Below are 14,809 nucleotides of genomic sequence, written 5' to 3'. Positions count from 1 at the left end.
GGACAGTGTAAGTGATTGATATTGGTCGCTTACTGTCTCTATGTGCTTCTTTTTCTCCTCTTAAATGGGCGTGGGTTATGCGTGTAACCATTCCATATCGATTGTTTAATAAGTTTACGGTGTTTATTAGCGTTATCGGCGTGGTGGTCGCACTCGTTGATAGCGGCTTTGTGCTGACTACCTTGCTGCAAAACATCTTTCACTTATTTTATTTGGCTGTGATTTTGCTTGGGTTTGTGGCGACGGCAGGGCGCTATATTAATGCGTCTGAACCGTTAAAATTTACTAAAGTGGCGGTTTTTGACCTTGTTACCAGTATTGCGATTTTGGTGCTGCTTGGGCTGCACTTTGTCGATTTTATGGTGTCAGGTATCAACACCGAAAACCGAGACTTTATTGCCATTAAAATTGCGGTATTTGTGACCTTTATCCGTGAGATATCGGACAATGATTTTAATCTGAGCCGTGCGTTTTTAAACCCCGCACAGTTTTTTATTTTGAGTTTTTTGTCGGTCATCTTTGGTGGCGCGCTACTTTTAATGATGCCGAATGCCACCACCGCGCCATTATCCTTTGTCGATGCGCTATTTACGGCGACCAGCGCGGTCTGTGTGACAGGTCTGATTGTGGTTGACACCGCGACCGAGTTTACGCGATTTGGGCAGGCTATTTTGATGGGGCTGATTCAGATTGGCGGTTTGGGCATTTTGACTTTTGTGACCTATTTTAGCTATTTTTTTAAGGGCGGGGTCAGTTATGAGACCCAGCTCAGCATCGGTGAGATGACGCATTCGCCGCGTCTTGGCGATGTGGTGACGACGCTCAAATCTATTCTGTATGTAACCTTTGGTATTGAGGCGCTGGCGGCGGCGCTTATTTTTATCAGCATTTATGATATGCCCAACACCACGCTTGGTGAGCGCTTATTTTTTGCGGCGTTCCATGCGGTGTCGGCCTTTTGTAATGCAGGCTTTTCAACCTTTAGCGCGGGCCTATATGACGATGCGCTGCGCTTTAATTATCCATTGCAGCTTATTATTGCTTCGACCTTTTTGTTTGGCGGCATGGGCTTTGTGATTGTGGTCAATTTGCTGCGTTACTTGCGCCACTCGGCAGGTAAGTTTTTTTATCGCAATGATTTAACTTATCAGTATCAGCCGTGGCTACTCAGTTTAAACAGCCGTATCACTTTGATTACCTCAGGGTCGCTGCTATTGATTGGTTTGATTGGCGTGATGATATTTGAATATCACGGCGTGCTTGCAGACCATGATAGCGTGATTGGCAAGCTGGTGACAGGGCTATTCACTGCTGCCACGCCGCGTACCGCAGGGTTTAATACCATTGATATGACGGCGCTGGCATTCCCGACCATTATGCTGACCATCTTTTTGATGTGGATTGGTGCGTCCCCCAACTCAACGGGCGGCGGGATTAAGACCAGCACCTTTGCCATTGCATTATTAAATACCTTGAGTCTTGCTAAAGGACAGACGCGTATTGAGGTGTTTAAGCGTGAGATTGCCTCGGTGTCGGTCAGTCGCGCGTTTTCGATTATGTGGCTGTCGCTTTTGGTCATCGGTACGGGCGTAACCTTGATTAGCTACGACCAGCCTGAGTTGGATTTAATGAAAGTGGTGTTTGAGTGCTTTTCGGCGTACAGCACAGTGGGGCTGAGTTTGAACTTGACCAGTGAGCTGTCTAGCTTTAGCAAAATCGTGGTATCGGTGATTATGTTCGTTGGGCGGGTCGGTATGCTGACCATCATTATCGCGCTATTAAAAGACGTGCGCCAAGGCAATTACCGCTATCCTGCCGAAGAGATTACCATCAACTGAGGTTTGGCGCGCCTCATATATGTCAAAAGGCGCGTGATGGGCATACAATAAGGCATTCGCCGCGCAATAATAACAGAGGGTTTATGAAGTATATCGTCGTGGGATTGGGAAATTTTGGCGCGTCACTGTCGATGGCTCTGACCAGTCAAGGGCATGAAGTGATTGCCGTTGATAGCAGTATGCAAAAGGTAGACACCTATAAGGAAGTCATCTCGCACACCATCTGTATGGACGCGACTGACGAGCATACGGTCAATGGTCTGCCGATTATTGATACCGATATTGTGATTGTTGCGATTGGGGAAAATCAAGGCGCAAACGTGATGGCGTCCGCGCTGTTCAAAACGCTCAAGGCAAAGCGCCTAATCAGCCGTAGTATCAACCCCTTGCATGAAAAAGTGCTGCAAGCGATTGGTGTCGATGACATCATTTATCCTGAAAAAGAAGCCGCGAGCCGTTGGGCGAAGCGTTTGTCACTGCATCATTTTGTCGATTCGTTCGAGCTGAGTGAGCACTTTAGTATGGTGGAGATTAGCATTCCTGAGAGTCTGATCGGCAAGATGGTGGGTGAGCTACAGCTTGAGCCACGCTTTAAGATTCGCTTGATGAGCACCATGCGCTACGAAGAATACGAGGACAGCTTTGGACGTATCCAAAGCCGCCCGCATATTCAAGGTTTGGCGCAGCCGCTACAGATTTTGCAAGAAGAAGATATTTTGGTGGTCTATGGCGCGAACAAACACATCAATCAGTTCTTACGCAGTGTGGGCGTGCGTATTCATTAAGCATTATTTAGCCAGTTGAAGACCGCTAAATCTGAATGAGCCAATTGATGAGACGCCCTAAGGCGGGCAGGGACAGACACAGGAGAGATTATGAACTTATATCGCATATCACTACTTGGGCTCGCTGCGGCGCTAATATGTACAGGCTGTGACACCAAGATGGGCGATCCCAATGTCGTGCTCTCAGATCATCAGCAAGACCCCATTGAAGAGCTGGCAGTGACTGAAAAGATTGATGACAGTAACTTTAGCTACCGTCAAAGTTTTTATGTGCCGATTTATTCAGACATTTATACCGATAAAGACAATCGTAAAGTGCTGCTGGCCGCGACTTTGAGCGTGCGTAACACCAACCTCAAAAAACCGCTGTATATTAATAAAATCGACTATTACGCGACCGATGGCACCTTTCTTAAATCTTACGTGGATCGCACTATTGAGTTGCCACCGATGGCGACGCTCAACTACATTGTCGAAAAAGAAGAGGACAAAGGCGGCTCAGGCGCGAACTTTATCATTACCGTTGAGGGCGTAGATAAAAGTGTCGCGCCTGTGATTGAGGCCGTTATGATAGGTAACTTTAGCAATAAAGGTTTTGCGTTTTCTACCGAAGGCACGCCTATTGACACGCCTTAACGCCTTAAATTAATGAATGCTGATTTCGTAACTAAAGCTCTCTGCTAAGCCGTACGACTCGCGGTATTCAATCGGTTCACCTTTTAGGTTTTTGGCGACGCGGCACACTTTGACCAAGTTTTGGTCAGTGCTGTTGCCCAAGTATTTGTCCACGTGATGACTCAAAAACAGTAGCGTCTCGGTCGCGGACGACACAAACTGCCCACATTGCTGATAATAAAACGGGTATAAAAAATTACCAAAATCACTGGGCGTGAAATGACTAAACGCGCGAAACATATGACGCGGCAGCCAAATACGCTCGCTCAATACTACCTTGTCATCAACCACACGCACACGCTCTAAATACAGCAGTGGCTGGTTTTTCTTTAATTGTAGCTTTTGATTGATGTCCTCTATGGCGTCGACAGGCTCAACCACCTTTACAATACCAATAGGGGTTTCAAACATCGTGCTTTTGTCACGAAATTTAAAAAACCTGAGCAATGATTTTTCAAAATTGGGCTGTTTTAAAAAGGTTCCGCGCCCTTGCTGCTTGACCAATACGCCATCATCGACCAGCTTCTCGACCGCTTTTCTTACCGTACCCACCGATACTTCACAGCGTGTTGCCAGCTCTTGTTCAGTCGGTAGCGCCGTTTCGGTATCCCACTTATTGTCTACCAACAGCGACTGAATATACCAGCGCACTTGCTCGTAGCGCGGCATTTTAAATTTATCAAGTGTGTCCATCATCATTTATCGTGTCATCCATTATCAAGTACAGCAAATAAGAGTCATGAGGACGAAGGTCGCGCCGCGGATACTCTTAATTATCAAAGGTCTATTTTACCTTAGTATGGCTGAGGTTATATAGCAACTCTTGATTATTATTGCCACTATTTATTTGTACTATAGTGATAGTGTAGGACGTGCACCATCAAACAAAATGACTCTCCGATATTGTAAGAAAATAAAAATTATCAATAATAAGAAACGGATAACAATTTATATAAAAGGTGTAAAAGCGTTTGACAAGCCAGTTGGTTATGGCTTCTAATAGGCTGCTAAATTCATATATATGTTTATATGAATTTTTGCTCAGTCTAGGTCAAGGAGCAGACATGACACTATATATCTTAGGCGCTATCATTATCTCGATTGTGCTCGGCTACAAAACCAAAATTAACATTGGCTTTTTTGCCATTGTGTTCTCTTATCTGATTGGCTGTTTTGGCATGGGGCTAAAAGCCTCAGAAGTCATTACGCTGTGGCCGATTAAGATTTTCTTTATCATCCTCGCAGTGACCTTGTTCTACAACTTTTCCTTAGCCAACGGCGCGCTTGAGAAACTCTCAGGTCAGCTGATTTACCGCTGTCGTAATTTTCCTGCGCTATTGCCGCTAGCAATTTTTATGGTCGCGACTCTGATTTCAGGTTTGGGCGCAGGCTATTACACCGTACTGGCCTTCATGGCGCCAATGACACTACTTTTGTGCCAAAAGACCAAAATGAACGTCGTCATCGCGGCGTTGGCGGTCAACTACGGTGCGCTGGCAGGTGCCAACTTTATGACCTCACAGAGTGGGGTGATTTTCCGTGGTTTGATGGATACCGCAGGCGTGCCCAGTGATATGGCGTTTGGCTTCTCGTCGGGAATTTTTGCCGCGACCTTTATCATTCCTGTGGTGGTCGTTGGCCTGTACAGCTTGTTTAACATGCGCCGCAACAATACCGCGATTGAGGCCGAATTGCCTGAGCCGCTAAACGCCAAGCAAAAAAAATCCATCATGCTTATTTTTATCATGATGTCTATCGTACTGGTCGTGCCGATTTTGAACCTGTTGCTGCCTGATGTTGAGGCGATTCAGTTTTTAAATGCGCGTATTGATATTGGCTTTATTGCGATTTTCTTTGCCATCGTCAGTTTGCTGATGAAGCTCGGCGACGAAAAGGCGGTGATTCGCCTCGTACCTTGGAACACCCTGATCATGATTTGTGGTGTCGGTATGCTGATTGCGCTTGGCGTGCAGGCTGGGGTGATTGATGAGCTGACCACGTGGCTCAGCACCAATGTACCGATTTGGATGCTACCTGTTTTGGTATTTATTATCAGCGCGATTATGTCGGTCTTTGCCAGTACGCTGGGTGTGGTTGCGCCTGCGCTGTTCCCAATGGTGCCGACTTTGGCGGCGGCGTCTGGACTCAATCCGCTACTGCTGTTTGTGTGCATTATCGTGGGCGCGCAAAGCTCGTCTATCTCGCCGTTCTCTTCAGGCGGCAGCTTGATTTTAGGTTCATCGCCTGCCGATATTGATAAAGACAAGCTATTAAATGCCTTGCTGTTTAAAGCCGTCCCGATTGGTGTAGGGGCAGGCTTGCTCGCGACCATTTTGATTCAAATATTCTTCTAAGACAAAAGCTGCACGCGTAAGGCTAGGATGCCTGCGCGTGTTGTCGTTTTCATGATCCATTAAAAATAACACTGAAACAGCCGTCTGCGGCTAAACTCAGGTAGTGAATAAAAAGAGACCCATTATGCGTTACATTGACACTCATGCTCATGTCTTTTCTCATCAAGCGCCTTTTGCCAAAGACGTGCGCTACACGCCCGACCACACGGTGACCGCTGAGGACTATATCCGTGAGCTGGACCGATACGGGTTTACGCATGGCGTGCTGATTCAGCCAAGTTTTTATGGCGAAGACAACAGCTATATGCTGGGCGCGATTGCCAAGTTTCCTGAGCGCTTAAGAGGCGTGGCGGTGGTCAGTGAGCGTATGAGCCTCGCTGCTATGCAAAAGCTCAAAGACCAAGGCATCGTCGGCGTGCGATTGAACTTGTTTGGTAAACCATGCCCTGATTTGACCGAAACAATATGGCAGCAGTTTTTGGCGCGCGTGACCGAGACAGGCTGGCAGCTTGAACTACACGCGCCGCCCAAATACTTGGTGCAATTACTGCCATCATTAGCAGCATACACGCTGGATGTGGTGATTGACCACTTTGGCCGTTTTGACCCTGAAACAGGCGTCGCTAGTGCGGATTATCAAGCCTTTCTGGACATGCTCAGTCCGCAGCAGCACTGGGTAAAGGTCTCAGGCTTTTATCGTTTGGGCAAAGACAATGGCGTGCAAAATGCCAAAGACGCGTTGGCGTTACTGCTCGCACGCGGTATGCAGGCGCGTCTGATTTGGGGCAGCGATTGGCCGCACACCCAGCACGATGAGATGAGCTTTGACATCTCGCTTACGACTTTTAAATCGATTGTGGGCGATGATGATTTAGTCAAGAAAATTTTGATTGATAACAATGCCAAGCTGTTCAACGTAGCACACCCTATAGCGTGATAAGTATTATTTTTTATCGCTACAATAAAAAAGGCTGAGCACATCGCTCAGCCTTTTTTTTCTTATTTTGCGGCTTATTTTATTTTGCAGCATCCGTGGCAATCGCGCTTATGCGGCACCCAGCAGCGGTAGCCACACCGCGAGCGCCAGCAAGGTCACGAGCAGCACAGGCGGGGTAATCAGCAGCCCGATTTTCATATATTGTCCCCAGCTGATACGGTAATCTTTTTCGGCTAAGACATGCAGCCACAACAGGGTCGCAAGGCTACCGATGGGGGTGAGCTTTGGCCCCAAGTCATTGCCAATCACATTGGCGTACACCATCAGCTCGCGCGTCTGTGCCGATACGCTCGCATGATCAATCGCCAGTGCGCCGATCAGCGTGGAGGGCATATTGTTCATGATGGACGCCACAATCGCGGAGACAAAGCCTGTGCCCACAGTCGCAATCAGCGTGCCTTGCTCACCGAGCCAACCGAGCAGCGCTGAGCCATAGACGGTAAGGCCTGCATTGCCCAGACCATAGACCACCAGATACATACCGATAGAAAATAGCACAATCTGCCACGGGGCTTGCTTCACAATCGCCATTACCGACATATGGGCGCGCTCACGCATACCGACACGCGCCGCAATTGCCATGAGCAGCAGCGCCGCCGCACCTGTCACCACCGAAATAGGTAAGTGCAACGTCTCGGTCGCCATATACGCACACAACAATAAAAACAGCAGCGGAAAGGCGCTATAAAATACCAAGCGGTCTTCAATCGCGGACATCGGCGCGGGCAAGTCCTCGGTATCGTAGGTCGCGGGAATGTCGCTTTTGTAGGCTATCCATAGCACTACCAAGGTCGCCGCCACCGACACCATATTGACAGGCAGCATCACCAGCGCATAGCGGGCAAAGCCAATGTCAAAGTAATTGGCACTGACGATATTGACGAGGTTCGAGGTCAGTAGCGGCAGGCTTGCGGTATCAGCGACAAAGCCTGTAGCGATAATAAACGCCAGCGACTGGCGCGGGGTAAATTCCAAACGCAGTAAAATCGCAATGACAATCGGCGTTAATAACAAGGCTGCGCCATCATTGGCAAACAGCGCCGCAATCACCGCACCGAGCAGCACAATCATTGGAAACAAGCGCCGACCACGACCACCGCCCAAGCGCGCCACGTGCAGCGCCGCCCAACCAAAAAAGCCCGCCTTATCGAGTATCAACGAGATGATAATCAGCGCAACAAAGGTAAAGGTCGCATCCCAAACGATGTCCCACACGGTGGCAATGTCTGCAAGATGCACCACGCCCGCGAGCAAAGCAACCAATGCGCCTGCAAGCGCGCTCCAGCCGATACCAAGACCTTTGGGCTGCCAAATAACAAACACCAAAGTCACAATAAAAATAAGTAATGCCAACATGCCAGCGCCTTAGTCTGATTTTTGGTTGACGCGGGCGGATAAGGCGGCGGCATCCTCAACGCGCTCAGAATAACGGTCGGTCAAATATGGCGCACGACCACGCATCAGCCACGTAAACTTGGTCAGCTCCTCGCAGACATCGACCAGACGTCTATAATAAGACGAGTCCAGCATACGGTCGTTATCATCAAATTCCAAAAACGCCTTGGGTACAGAGGACTGATTGGGGATGGTTACCATACGCATCCAGCGCCCCAAAATGCGTAGCTGATTGACCGTATTAAAGCTCTGACTGCCGCCATTGACCTGCATGATGGCAAGGGTCTTGCCTTGGGTTGGACGCACGCTACCAAGCGCCAGCGGAATCCAATCAATCTGCGCTTTCATAATGCCTGTCATGCTGCCGTGGCGCTCAGGGCTGACCCACATCATGCCCTCAGACCATTCGGCAAGGGCGCGTAGCTGCGCAACTTTGGGATGCTCAGCATTACTGCTGTCAGGTAACGGCAGTCCCTCTGGGTTAAAAACGCGTACCTCGCAGCCGTACCAGCGGAGCAGGCGCGCCGCTTCCTCTGCTGCCAAGCGAGAGAACGAACGCGCACGCAATGAGCCATACAGAATCAAAATCTTTGGCGCATGACGCGGCGCATCTTTGGCAACCAGCGCATCGATATCAATCGGCTGTAGTTTGTCTGCGTCGATATTGGGCAAGTCTGCCAAGCTGACGCTCGGATTTGGCTCACCGTGATAGATGGTCTCGCCATCTTCTTTCACAAAGCGCGTGACAGGATGGTTTAAAATCTCCAGCACCGTTTCAGAAGGGCGGCACAGGCGCGCGCCTTTTTCAGTGACCACAATCGGGCGGTTAATCAGTATCGGATGCGCGAGCATCGCATCAATAATCGCTTCGTCACTGACGCCCTCAGCATCGAGTCCGAGCGCCTTATACGGCGCTTCTTTTTTACGCAATAGCTCGTCTGGGGTGATGCCCATTTTTTCGATCAGCTCGATTAAATACGCACGCGTCGGCGGGGTCTTTAGGTACTCAATGACGTTGGGCGTCTCGCCTGAAGCCTCTATCAATGCCAAGGTGTTACGCGAGGTACCGCATTTGGGATTATGAAAAATAAGGGGGCGGGTGCTCATGGGGATACCTATGTATTAATAAAAATAATTCAAAAATAATGATAATAATCAGCTATCACTGGTTCGTACGACAGCAAACCGCTCAGTATACCACCACCTAAAAAGACTCACAGTGTTTCAACAAGCCCTTACAGCAGCGCCACAGCCAGTTACGTTACAATAGTCCAATTATTTGACACATTCTATGTCGTCGTGCTGCCAAGCGCCTATTAAATCAGCCTATAATTGCTGATTGCAGCCGTATTAATGCCTATCAAACAAACCCCTACATAATAGACAATAAAAAGCGTGATATACGCCTCAAGGACATGTTATGAACACACAAAACAACACCCAACAACCTAAACCTATTTTTTCTTATTCTTGGCTAGCGGGTATTGCCTTATCACTCACGGCGCTCAGTGGCGCGCACGCAGCATCGACCGCCGCAGGGCTGACCAGCAATGTGGGTTACAACGAATACAGCATTGCTGAATCTATCATGGAGACCTGCCGCGAGGGCAATCGTTGTCCTGATATCAATATCAAATATATCGACACCAGCGCCCCTTGGATTAATACCGTCATTAACCAGCGCGTTGATAACATGGTCGTAAATAATGCTCTCAACCAAGAAGACCCCATAAAAGGCACGATTAAAAAAACGCAAGTACAAGCCGCCATTGATGATTTTGCCAAGAAACAACTGACGGATATGCCCAAAGACAGCAACCTCACCTACGAGCTGGACATCACACCAAGCTACCTTGGGCACATCGGTATAACCGAACTGTTTAGCATCGACAATTACGCCTATCTTGGCGGCGCACACGGTATGCCGTACCGCGAATATCTGGTCTTTGACACCCAAACCAAACGCCAAGTGACGCTCGATGACATGCTACTGCCCAAACAAAAACCGCGCTTTGAGGCGCTGGCGCATGATGCGTATCGCAAATGGGTCAAAACCGTGACCGACGATGTTGCCAGCTATGAGTCCTCTTGGCCATTTTCACTCAGCAACAACGTTACCTTTGATACGACGGGTATGCGCATCTTGTATCAGCCCTACGACATCGCGCCGTATGCGTCAGGCATGCCAGAGCTGCACATTCCTTATAGCCAACTAAAAGGGGTGATTAAAGCAAAATATCTACCAAAATAAAGGGCTAAGCGGGTAGACTGTGTCTCTTTATTTATTGTTAAGCCAAAGAATAATAAGCCATTAATCATAACTTAGAAATATGACAGAATCGCGATAAACAGTGGCGGATACGCCAACTGCTATGACAACAAATGAAGCAATGATACAAACCGATAAAAAAGCAGTGCAGTAAAATACAGTGTCACCCAGCACTTTGCGTTACTTTTATAACAAGCCAAACCCGATTTATTCAAAAAATCCTATTAAAACAGACGTTACGCACACATTAAAGGAGCCTACTATGAATAACCCTATGAATAATGATCCCAGTCCAGAGCATGCCGACCCGATTTCTACGGACACCAAGACCCAAAAAACGACTGCTGATATTTGGCAATTAAACGCCATTACCGAAGCGCTTGGCGATTTAACCTTGACCATCGATGACAGCCTGTCTATCGGGCGCGGCAGTGATAACGACGTAGTGCTGGGCAGCAAAGAAATATCGCGCAACCATGCGGTGCTGAGCGTCCTAAACGGCAAACTGTATTTAAAAGATTTGGACTCCTCAAACGGCAGCTATATCAATGACAAACGCATCGATAGCAACCAATCAAAATACGTCGCTGATGGTGATATCGTTGGTTTTGCCAGCTTTTGTTTCACTGCATCGCCAGCCGCGCACACAGACGGCGACGGCGTAGCATCTGATGCGTATGATGAAGCCATGTCAGAAGAACTACAGGACGAGGCAGCGACGCATACTGCTGCGCCAGTACAAGCAGACGCTACACATTTAGACACCGCACACGCAGCGACCAGCACAGGAACAGTACCGACCGATGGCGCGCAAACGCTGGGCAGCAGCACACTTGACCACCCTGTTGATAAAGAAGACTTAGACGACACGCCAAAAGCTGCGCCGACCGCTGATATCGATACGACGGAGGCCAAACATCCTGCGACAGCCAATCTAAACAGTGAACGTGTTGAGCGTGCTGTAGAAGACACGCCGCACGAAAGCGCACCAGTTGTCGATGCCAAAAAAGACAACACGCACGATGTGCAAAGCGATGACGACATTGCTAGAGACGACTTGGTCAAAGACGATTTGACCGAAGATGATATGTCGTCTGAGTCAGGTATCAAGCCGACGATAGTACAAGATGCGCCGCATCATGATGCGTATGATGAAAGTCACGATAAGCAAATGCACCATGAGCACACGCATACAGACAAGGCACAGGCTTCTTCAGAAAAGCCAAAAGAAGAAGTCTATGGCAGCGATGCTGAAAATCTGCAAGCTGAGCATCATAAAGACGAAACGAACCCGCACGACAAAACCACTGAGACCGAGTTACAAAAGGAATCGGATCCAGACGTACTGCGCGCCAAAGAAGCCGCAACCGCCCAGTTCTCAGGAACAGCAAATTTGGGTAACTCGCCTGATGTCGGCACACAGGCTAATAACGCTAAGGTACAAGAGCAGCACAATCCTGCGACCACCGCTCAAGGACAGCCCGCCAAAAAATCAAGCGGCGGCTGGTTTATCTGGTTGTTCATCGCCATTATTATCATTGGTGCAGCTATTTGGCTGTTTAACATGGGCGGCATGTAAGCTTGCCCCCTTCGTTAATTGGGCAATAAGTGTCAAAATAGGGCAGCCCCTGTGTTGCCTTTTATTGTTAATTAACAAGCACTGTCCGAGTGCGCGCCTATTGACAGGCCAGTCTTTAGTTTAGCGTATTATCTGACCAAGCCGTTTTGCTATACTGATCCATCATATTCAATACCGCCCTATCAAACGATAGGGTGGTGATTTATTGCAGCTATTCTGTGATTATCTTTTGCCGCGTTCGTGCTAAGAGACCTGACTTCATGATGACCTTTGATGACTACCAAGCCTTTAAACAGCAAGGCTTTACCCATGCGCCCTTGGTAAAAAAACGCCTAATGGACGCGCAAACGCCTGTCTCAGTATTTTCAAAAGTACGCGACCTCAGTGGTTCTGCTTATCTGTTTGAGTCGGTCGAAGGCGGCGAGCGCTGGGCGCGGTATTCGATGATTGGTTTGGGTAGCGACCTTATTTTGCAGTACACCGATGGTCAAATGACCGTCAAGCGTAATGACCGTATTACCACAGATAGCGTGGATGACCCTTTTGATTATTTGCGTACGTTGATGGCGGACTACAACATGCCAGATCACGCACAAATCCCAAGCTTACCCAGCTTTAGCGGCGGGCTCGTCGGCTATTTTGGCTATGATATGGTGCGCGTGATAGAGCCAAGTGTGGGCAAGTCAGATGCCCCCAACCCGATGACCATGCCTGATATGTGGCTGATGCTGTCCATGAGTGTCGTCGTCTTTGATAATCTAGAAAACACCTTATCCATCATCGTCTATGCCGACTGTAATAGTGATGATGGCTATGGCGCGGCGATTCGTGAGCTTGAAAAAATCGAAGAAAAATTGGCCGAAATGCCTGCCTTAAGCGCGCCTGTCATGCCCACGCCTAAGTTCACCTCACAAACGGGCGAGGACAAATACTGCGCAGATGTCGATATGATTAAAGACTATATCTTGGCAGGTGATGTCATGCAGGTCGTTCCCGCGCAGCGCTTGAGTGCTGATTATAGCGGTGATGCCTTAGCCGTCTATCGTGCCTTGCGTTTTTTAAACCCGTCGCCGTATTTATTCTTAGTACACGGCTACACACTCGATGACCACAAGCGTTTTGACATCATTGGCGCATCGCCCGAGATTCTCTCGCGTATTGAGAATGGCAAAGTCACTGTGCGTCCTCTAGCAGGCACGCGCCCACGTGGACGCACTGAAGCAGAAGACATCGCCCTTGAAAAAGAGCTGCTTGCCGATACCAAAGAAATCGCCGAGCACCTTATGCTTATTGACTTAGGGCGCAACGATATTGGCCGCGTTTGTGAATGTGGCAGCGTCAAAGTCACCGAAAAGATATTTATCGAGCGCTATTCACAAGTCATGCACATTGCCTCTAATGTCGAAGGGACGATTGCCAAGGACAAAGATGCGCTGGACGTATTTTGCGCCACATTCCCCGCAGGCACGCTCTCAGGCGCACCCAAAATTCGCGCGATGCAAATTATTGATGAGGTTGAACCTGTGCGCCGTACTGTCTTTGGCGGCTCAGTCGGCTATCTGGGCTGGCATGGCAATATGGATACTGCTATTGCCATTCGCACCGCTGTGATGCGCCGAGGCCAAATTCATGTACAAGCAGGAGCGGGGGTGGTCGCCGACTCTGTGCCCACTTCAGAGTGGGACGAAACCAATAAAAAAGCGCTGGCACTCATAAAAGCGGTAAAAATGGCCTGTGATGGACTGCGCATCCGCTAGGTCCGTCATCACTTTTGCGCGCCTCTCAATCACTGTACCCAAACGCTGAAAATGAATCAGTGTTTTTTTTCAAAAAAATAAACTGTAAATCAATAACTTGAAAATTAATTTAAAAAAATAAGAAGAAATTTAAAAATAGTGCTTGCGTTCTAAAAAATATTTGGTATTATACACACCACTTTGAGGAAACAAGCCGACTTAGCTCAGTTGGTAGAGCAACTGACTTGTAATCAGTAGGTCGCCAGTTCGATTCCGGCAGTCGGCACCATTTCTTATCAAAGTACCCTAGGTGGGGTTGGGGAGCGGTCAAACCCAACAGACTGTAAATCTGTCGCGAAAGCTTCGAAGGTTCGAATCCTTCCCCCACCACCATATATTTTATAGCTGTCCTAGCGTCATGCTAAGATGCTAAGCCAGTTATACTGCGGGTGTCGTATAATGGTAATACTTCAGCCTTCCAAGCTGATGACGCGGGTTCGATTCCCGCCACCCGCTCCAATAATGACAGCACAATCGCCTATAATTATTGAATCTATCACGGCAGTCAAGCATTAGCGATACTGTATCGTGATATTTTTTTTAGCTCAGCCATATCGGTTGTCTAATCAAGCTCATATAGCTCAGCGGTAGAGCACTCCCTTGGTAAGGGAGAGGTCTCGAGTTCAATTCTCGATATGAGCTCCATGTTTTATTGATGGTAGCCTAGATTAACGGTTTATTTATACTTGTAAATCTGCGCTATACTGATAGTGTTCAATAACTTGATAAAGTATGTCAACATATTGAAAAAGATAACACTGACGCGACAAGTATCATCATAAGGTAGCACTAAGGTGTTGCCTTTTAGTGCTGTCAGTACCTTATAGACCTCGTCTATTTGCCATGTTTTATTAATGGTTTTAGTCAGTTTAAACGCCCCTTACGTTTTATTGTCAAAACAACAGGTGGCATTCAGGGTTTGATGGTTTTATCACCACCGTATCAGCCGCCAAGCCTTTAAATATTAGTAATTCACCAATAAGAGGAATAACCCATGGCAAAGGCCAAGTTTGAACGCAGCAAGCCACACCTTAACGTCGGTACAATCGGCCACGTTGACCACGGTAAAACAACCCTAACTGCAGCTATCGCAACGGTAGCGGCTAAAACTTCAGGCGGCG

Annotated in this window: 12 protein-coding genes, 4 tRNA genes and 1 pseudogene; 13 read left to right on the top strand and 4 right to left on the bottom strand. The window is 48.2% G+C overall.

The window, feature by feature from the left end:
- Nucleotides 1-77: 77 nt before the first annotated feature.
- The 3 genes from JIE71_RS08625 to JIE71_RS08615 all read left to right on the top strand — a co-directional run bounded on the left by JIE71_RS08625 (nt 78) and on the right by JIE71_RS08615 (nt 3,259).
- On the top strand, nt 78-1,838 hold the full coding sequence (locus JIE71_RS08625; protein WP_199508311.1) for a TrkH family potassium uptake protein: 1,761 nt from the start codon (nt 78-80) through the stop codon (nt 1,836-1,838).
- Between the two features lie 83 nt (nt 1,839-1,921).
- Nucleotides 1,922-2,623 (top strand): potassium channel family protein, encoded by a 702-nt coding sequence (locus JIE71_RS08620; protein WP_199508310.1) that lies wholly within the window; start codon nt 1,922-1,924, stop codon nt 2,621-2,623.
- 90 nt (nt 2,624-2,713) lie between these two features.
- Nucleotides 2,714-3,259: a DUF3124 domain-containing protein gene (locus tag JIE71_RS08615; RefSeq protein ID WP_199508309.1), complete on the top strand. Its 546-nt coding sequence runs from the start codon at nt 2,714-2,716 to the stop codon at nt 3,257-3,259.
- Nucleotides 3,260-3,268: 9 nt separating this feature from the next.
- Here the strand turns inward: JIE71_RS08615 and JIE71_RS08610 are convergent, their stop codons facing one another.
- Nucleotides 3,269-3,997, bottom strand: coding sequence for a GntR family transcriptional regulator (locus tag JIE71_RS08610; RefSeq protein WP_199508308.1), 729 nt, complete (start codon nt 3,995-3,997; stop codon nt 3,269-3,271).
- Nucleotides 3,998-4,362: 365 nt separating this feature from the next.
- Here JIE71_RS08610 and JIE71_RS08605 point away from each other — a divergent pair, with 365 nt between their 5' ends.
- Nucleotides 4,363-5,652 (top strand): SLC13 family permease, encoded by a 1,290-nt coding sequence (locus JIE71_RS08605; protein WP_199508307.1) that lies wholly within the window; start codon nt 4,363-4,365, stop codon nt 5,650-5,652.
- Nucleotides 5,653-5,776: 124 nt separating this feature from the next.
- Nucleotides 5,777-6,589, top strand: a complete 813-nt coding sequence (locus tag JIE71_RS08600) for an amidohydrolase family protein (protein WP_199508306.1) — start codon at nt 5,777-5,779, stop codon at nt 6,587-6,589.
- Nucleotides 6,590-6,697: 108 nt separating this feature from the next.
- On the opposite strand, the gene JIE71_RS08595 is transcribed toward JIE71_RS08600, so the two are convergent.
- The 3 genes and pseudogenes from JIE71_RS08595 to arsC form a co-directional block, all read right to left on the bottom strand.
- Nucleotides 6,698-8,005, bottom strand: coding sequence for an arsenic transporter (locus tag JIE71_RS08595; RefSeq protein ID WP_199508305.1), 1,308 nt, complete (start codon nt 8,003-8,005; stop codon nt 6,698-6,700).
- 9 nt (nt 8,006-8,014) lie between these two features.
- Nucleotides 8,015-8,758 (bottom strand): arsenical resistance protein ArsH, encoded by a 744-nt coding sequence (gene arsH, locus JIE71_RS08590; protein ID WP_323126923.1) that lies wholly within the window; start codon nt 8,756-8,758, stop codon nt 8,015-8,017.
- Between the two features lie 54 nt (nt 8,759-8,812).
- Nucleotides 8,813-9,151, bottom strand: a pseudogene (gene arsC, locus JIE71_RS12445) (arsenate reductase (glutaredoxin)); the annotation flags it as partial.
- Nucleotides 9,152-9,464: 313 nt separating this feature from the next.
- Here arsC and JIE71_RS08585 point away from each other — a divergent pair.
- The 8 genes from JIE71_RS08585 to JIE71_RS08550 all read left to right on the top strand — a co-directional run.
- Nucleotides 9,465-10,295: an RsiV family protein gene (locus JIE71_RS08585; RefSeq protein WP_199508304.1), complete on the top strand. Its 831-nt coding sequence runs from the start codon at nt 9,465-9,467 to the stop codon at nt 10,293-10,295.
- Between the two features lie 280 nt (nt 10,296-10,575).
- Nucleotides 10,576-11,892, top strand: coding sequence for an FHA domain-containing protein (locus JIE71_RS12440; protein WP_228284603.1), 1,317 nt, complete (start codon nt 10,576-10,578; stop codon nt 11,890-11,892).
- A gap of 260 nt (nt 11,893-12,152) precedes the next feature.
- A complete protein-coding gene (locus JIE71_RS08575; protein WP_199508303.1) occupies nt 12,153-13,649 on the top strand; it encodes an anthranilate synthase component I family protein in 1,497 nt (498 codons plus the stop codon).
- Nucleotides 13,650-13,841: 192 nt separating this feature from the next.
- Nucleotides 13,842-13,917: transfer RNA gene (locus JIE71_RS08570), tRNA-Thr, on the top strand.
- A 20-nt stretch (nt 13,918-13,937) separates the two neighbouring features.
- A tRNA-Tyr gene (locus JIE71_RS08565) sits at nt 13,938-14,021 on the top strand.
- A 52-nt stretch (nt 14,022-14,073) separates the two neighbouring features.
- Nucleotides 14,074-14,147, top strand: a tRNA-Gly gene (locus JIE71_RS08560).
- 111 nt (nt 14,148-14,258) lie between these two features.
- Nucleotides 14,259-14,333 (top strand) — tRNA-Thr (locus JIE71_RS08555).
- A gap of 349 nt (nt 14,334-14,682) precedes the next feature.
- Nucleotides 14,683-14,809, top strand: a 127-nt coding sequence (locus JIE71_RS08550) for a GTP-binding protein (RefSeq protein WP_228284536.1), incomplete at its 3' end; no start/stop codon positions are given.

The sequence above is a fragment of the Psychrobacter sp. bablab_jr014 genome (genome assembly GCF_016464015.1).
GTDB lineage: Bacteria > Pseudomonadota > Gammaproteobacteria > Pseudomonadales > Moraxellaceae > Psychrobacter.
Note: the sequence above shows the minus strand (reverse complement) of the source record. Positions and strands in the feature narration are given on the sequence as shown.

Excerpts from the sequence above, each read along its gene's own strand:
- JIE71_RS08620 (WP_199508310.1), top strand. The coding sequence starts at position 1,922 with ATGAAGTATATCGTCGTGGGATTGGGAAATTTTGGCGCGTCACTGTCG.
- JIE71_RS08595 (WP_199508305.1), bottom strand. The coding sequence starts at position 8,005 with ATGTTGGCATTACTTATTTTTATTGTGACTTTGGTGTTTGTTATTTGG.
- JIE71_RS08600 (WP_199508306.1), top strand. The coding sequence starts at position 5,777 with ATGCGTTACATTGACACTCATGCTCATGTCTTTTCTCATCAAGCGCCT.
- JIE71_RS08585 (WP_199508304.1), top strand. The coding sequence starts at position 9,465 with ATGAACACACAAAACAACACCCAACAACCTAAACCTATTTTTTCTTAT.
- JIE71_RS08615 (WP_199508309.1), top strand. The coding sequence starts at position 2,714 with ATGAACTTATATCGCATATCACTACTTGGGCTCGCTGCGGCGCTAATA.
- JIE71_RS08610 (WP_199508308.1), bottom strand. The coding sequence starts at position 3,997 with ATGATGATGGACACACTTGATAAATTTAAAATGCCGCGCTACGAGCAA.
- JIE71_RS08625 (WP_199508311.1), top strand. The coding sequence starts at position 78 with ATGCGTGTAACCATTCCATATCGATTGTTTAATAAGTTTACGGTGTTT.
- JIE71_RS08575 (WP_199508303.1), top strand. The coding sequence starts at position 12,153 with ATGATGACCTTTGATGACTACCAAGCCTTTAAACAGCAAGGCTTTACC.
- JIE71_RS12440 (WP_228284603.1), top strand. The coding sequence starts at position 10,576 with ATGAATAACCCTATGAATAATGATCCCAGTCCAGAGCATGCCGACCCG.
- JIE71_RS08605 (WP_199508307.1), top strand. The coding sequence starts at position 4,363 with ATGACACTATATATCTTAGGCGCTATCATTATCTCGATTGTGCTCGGC.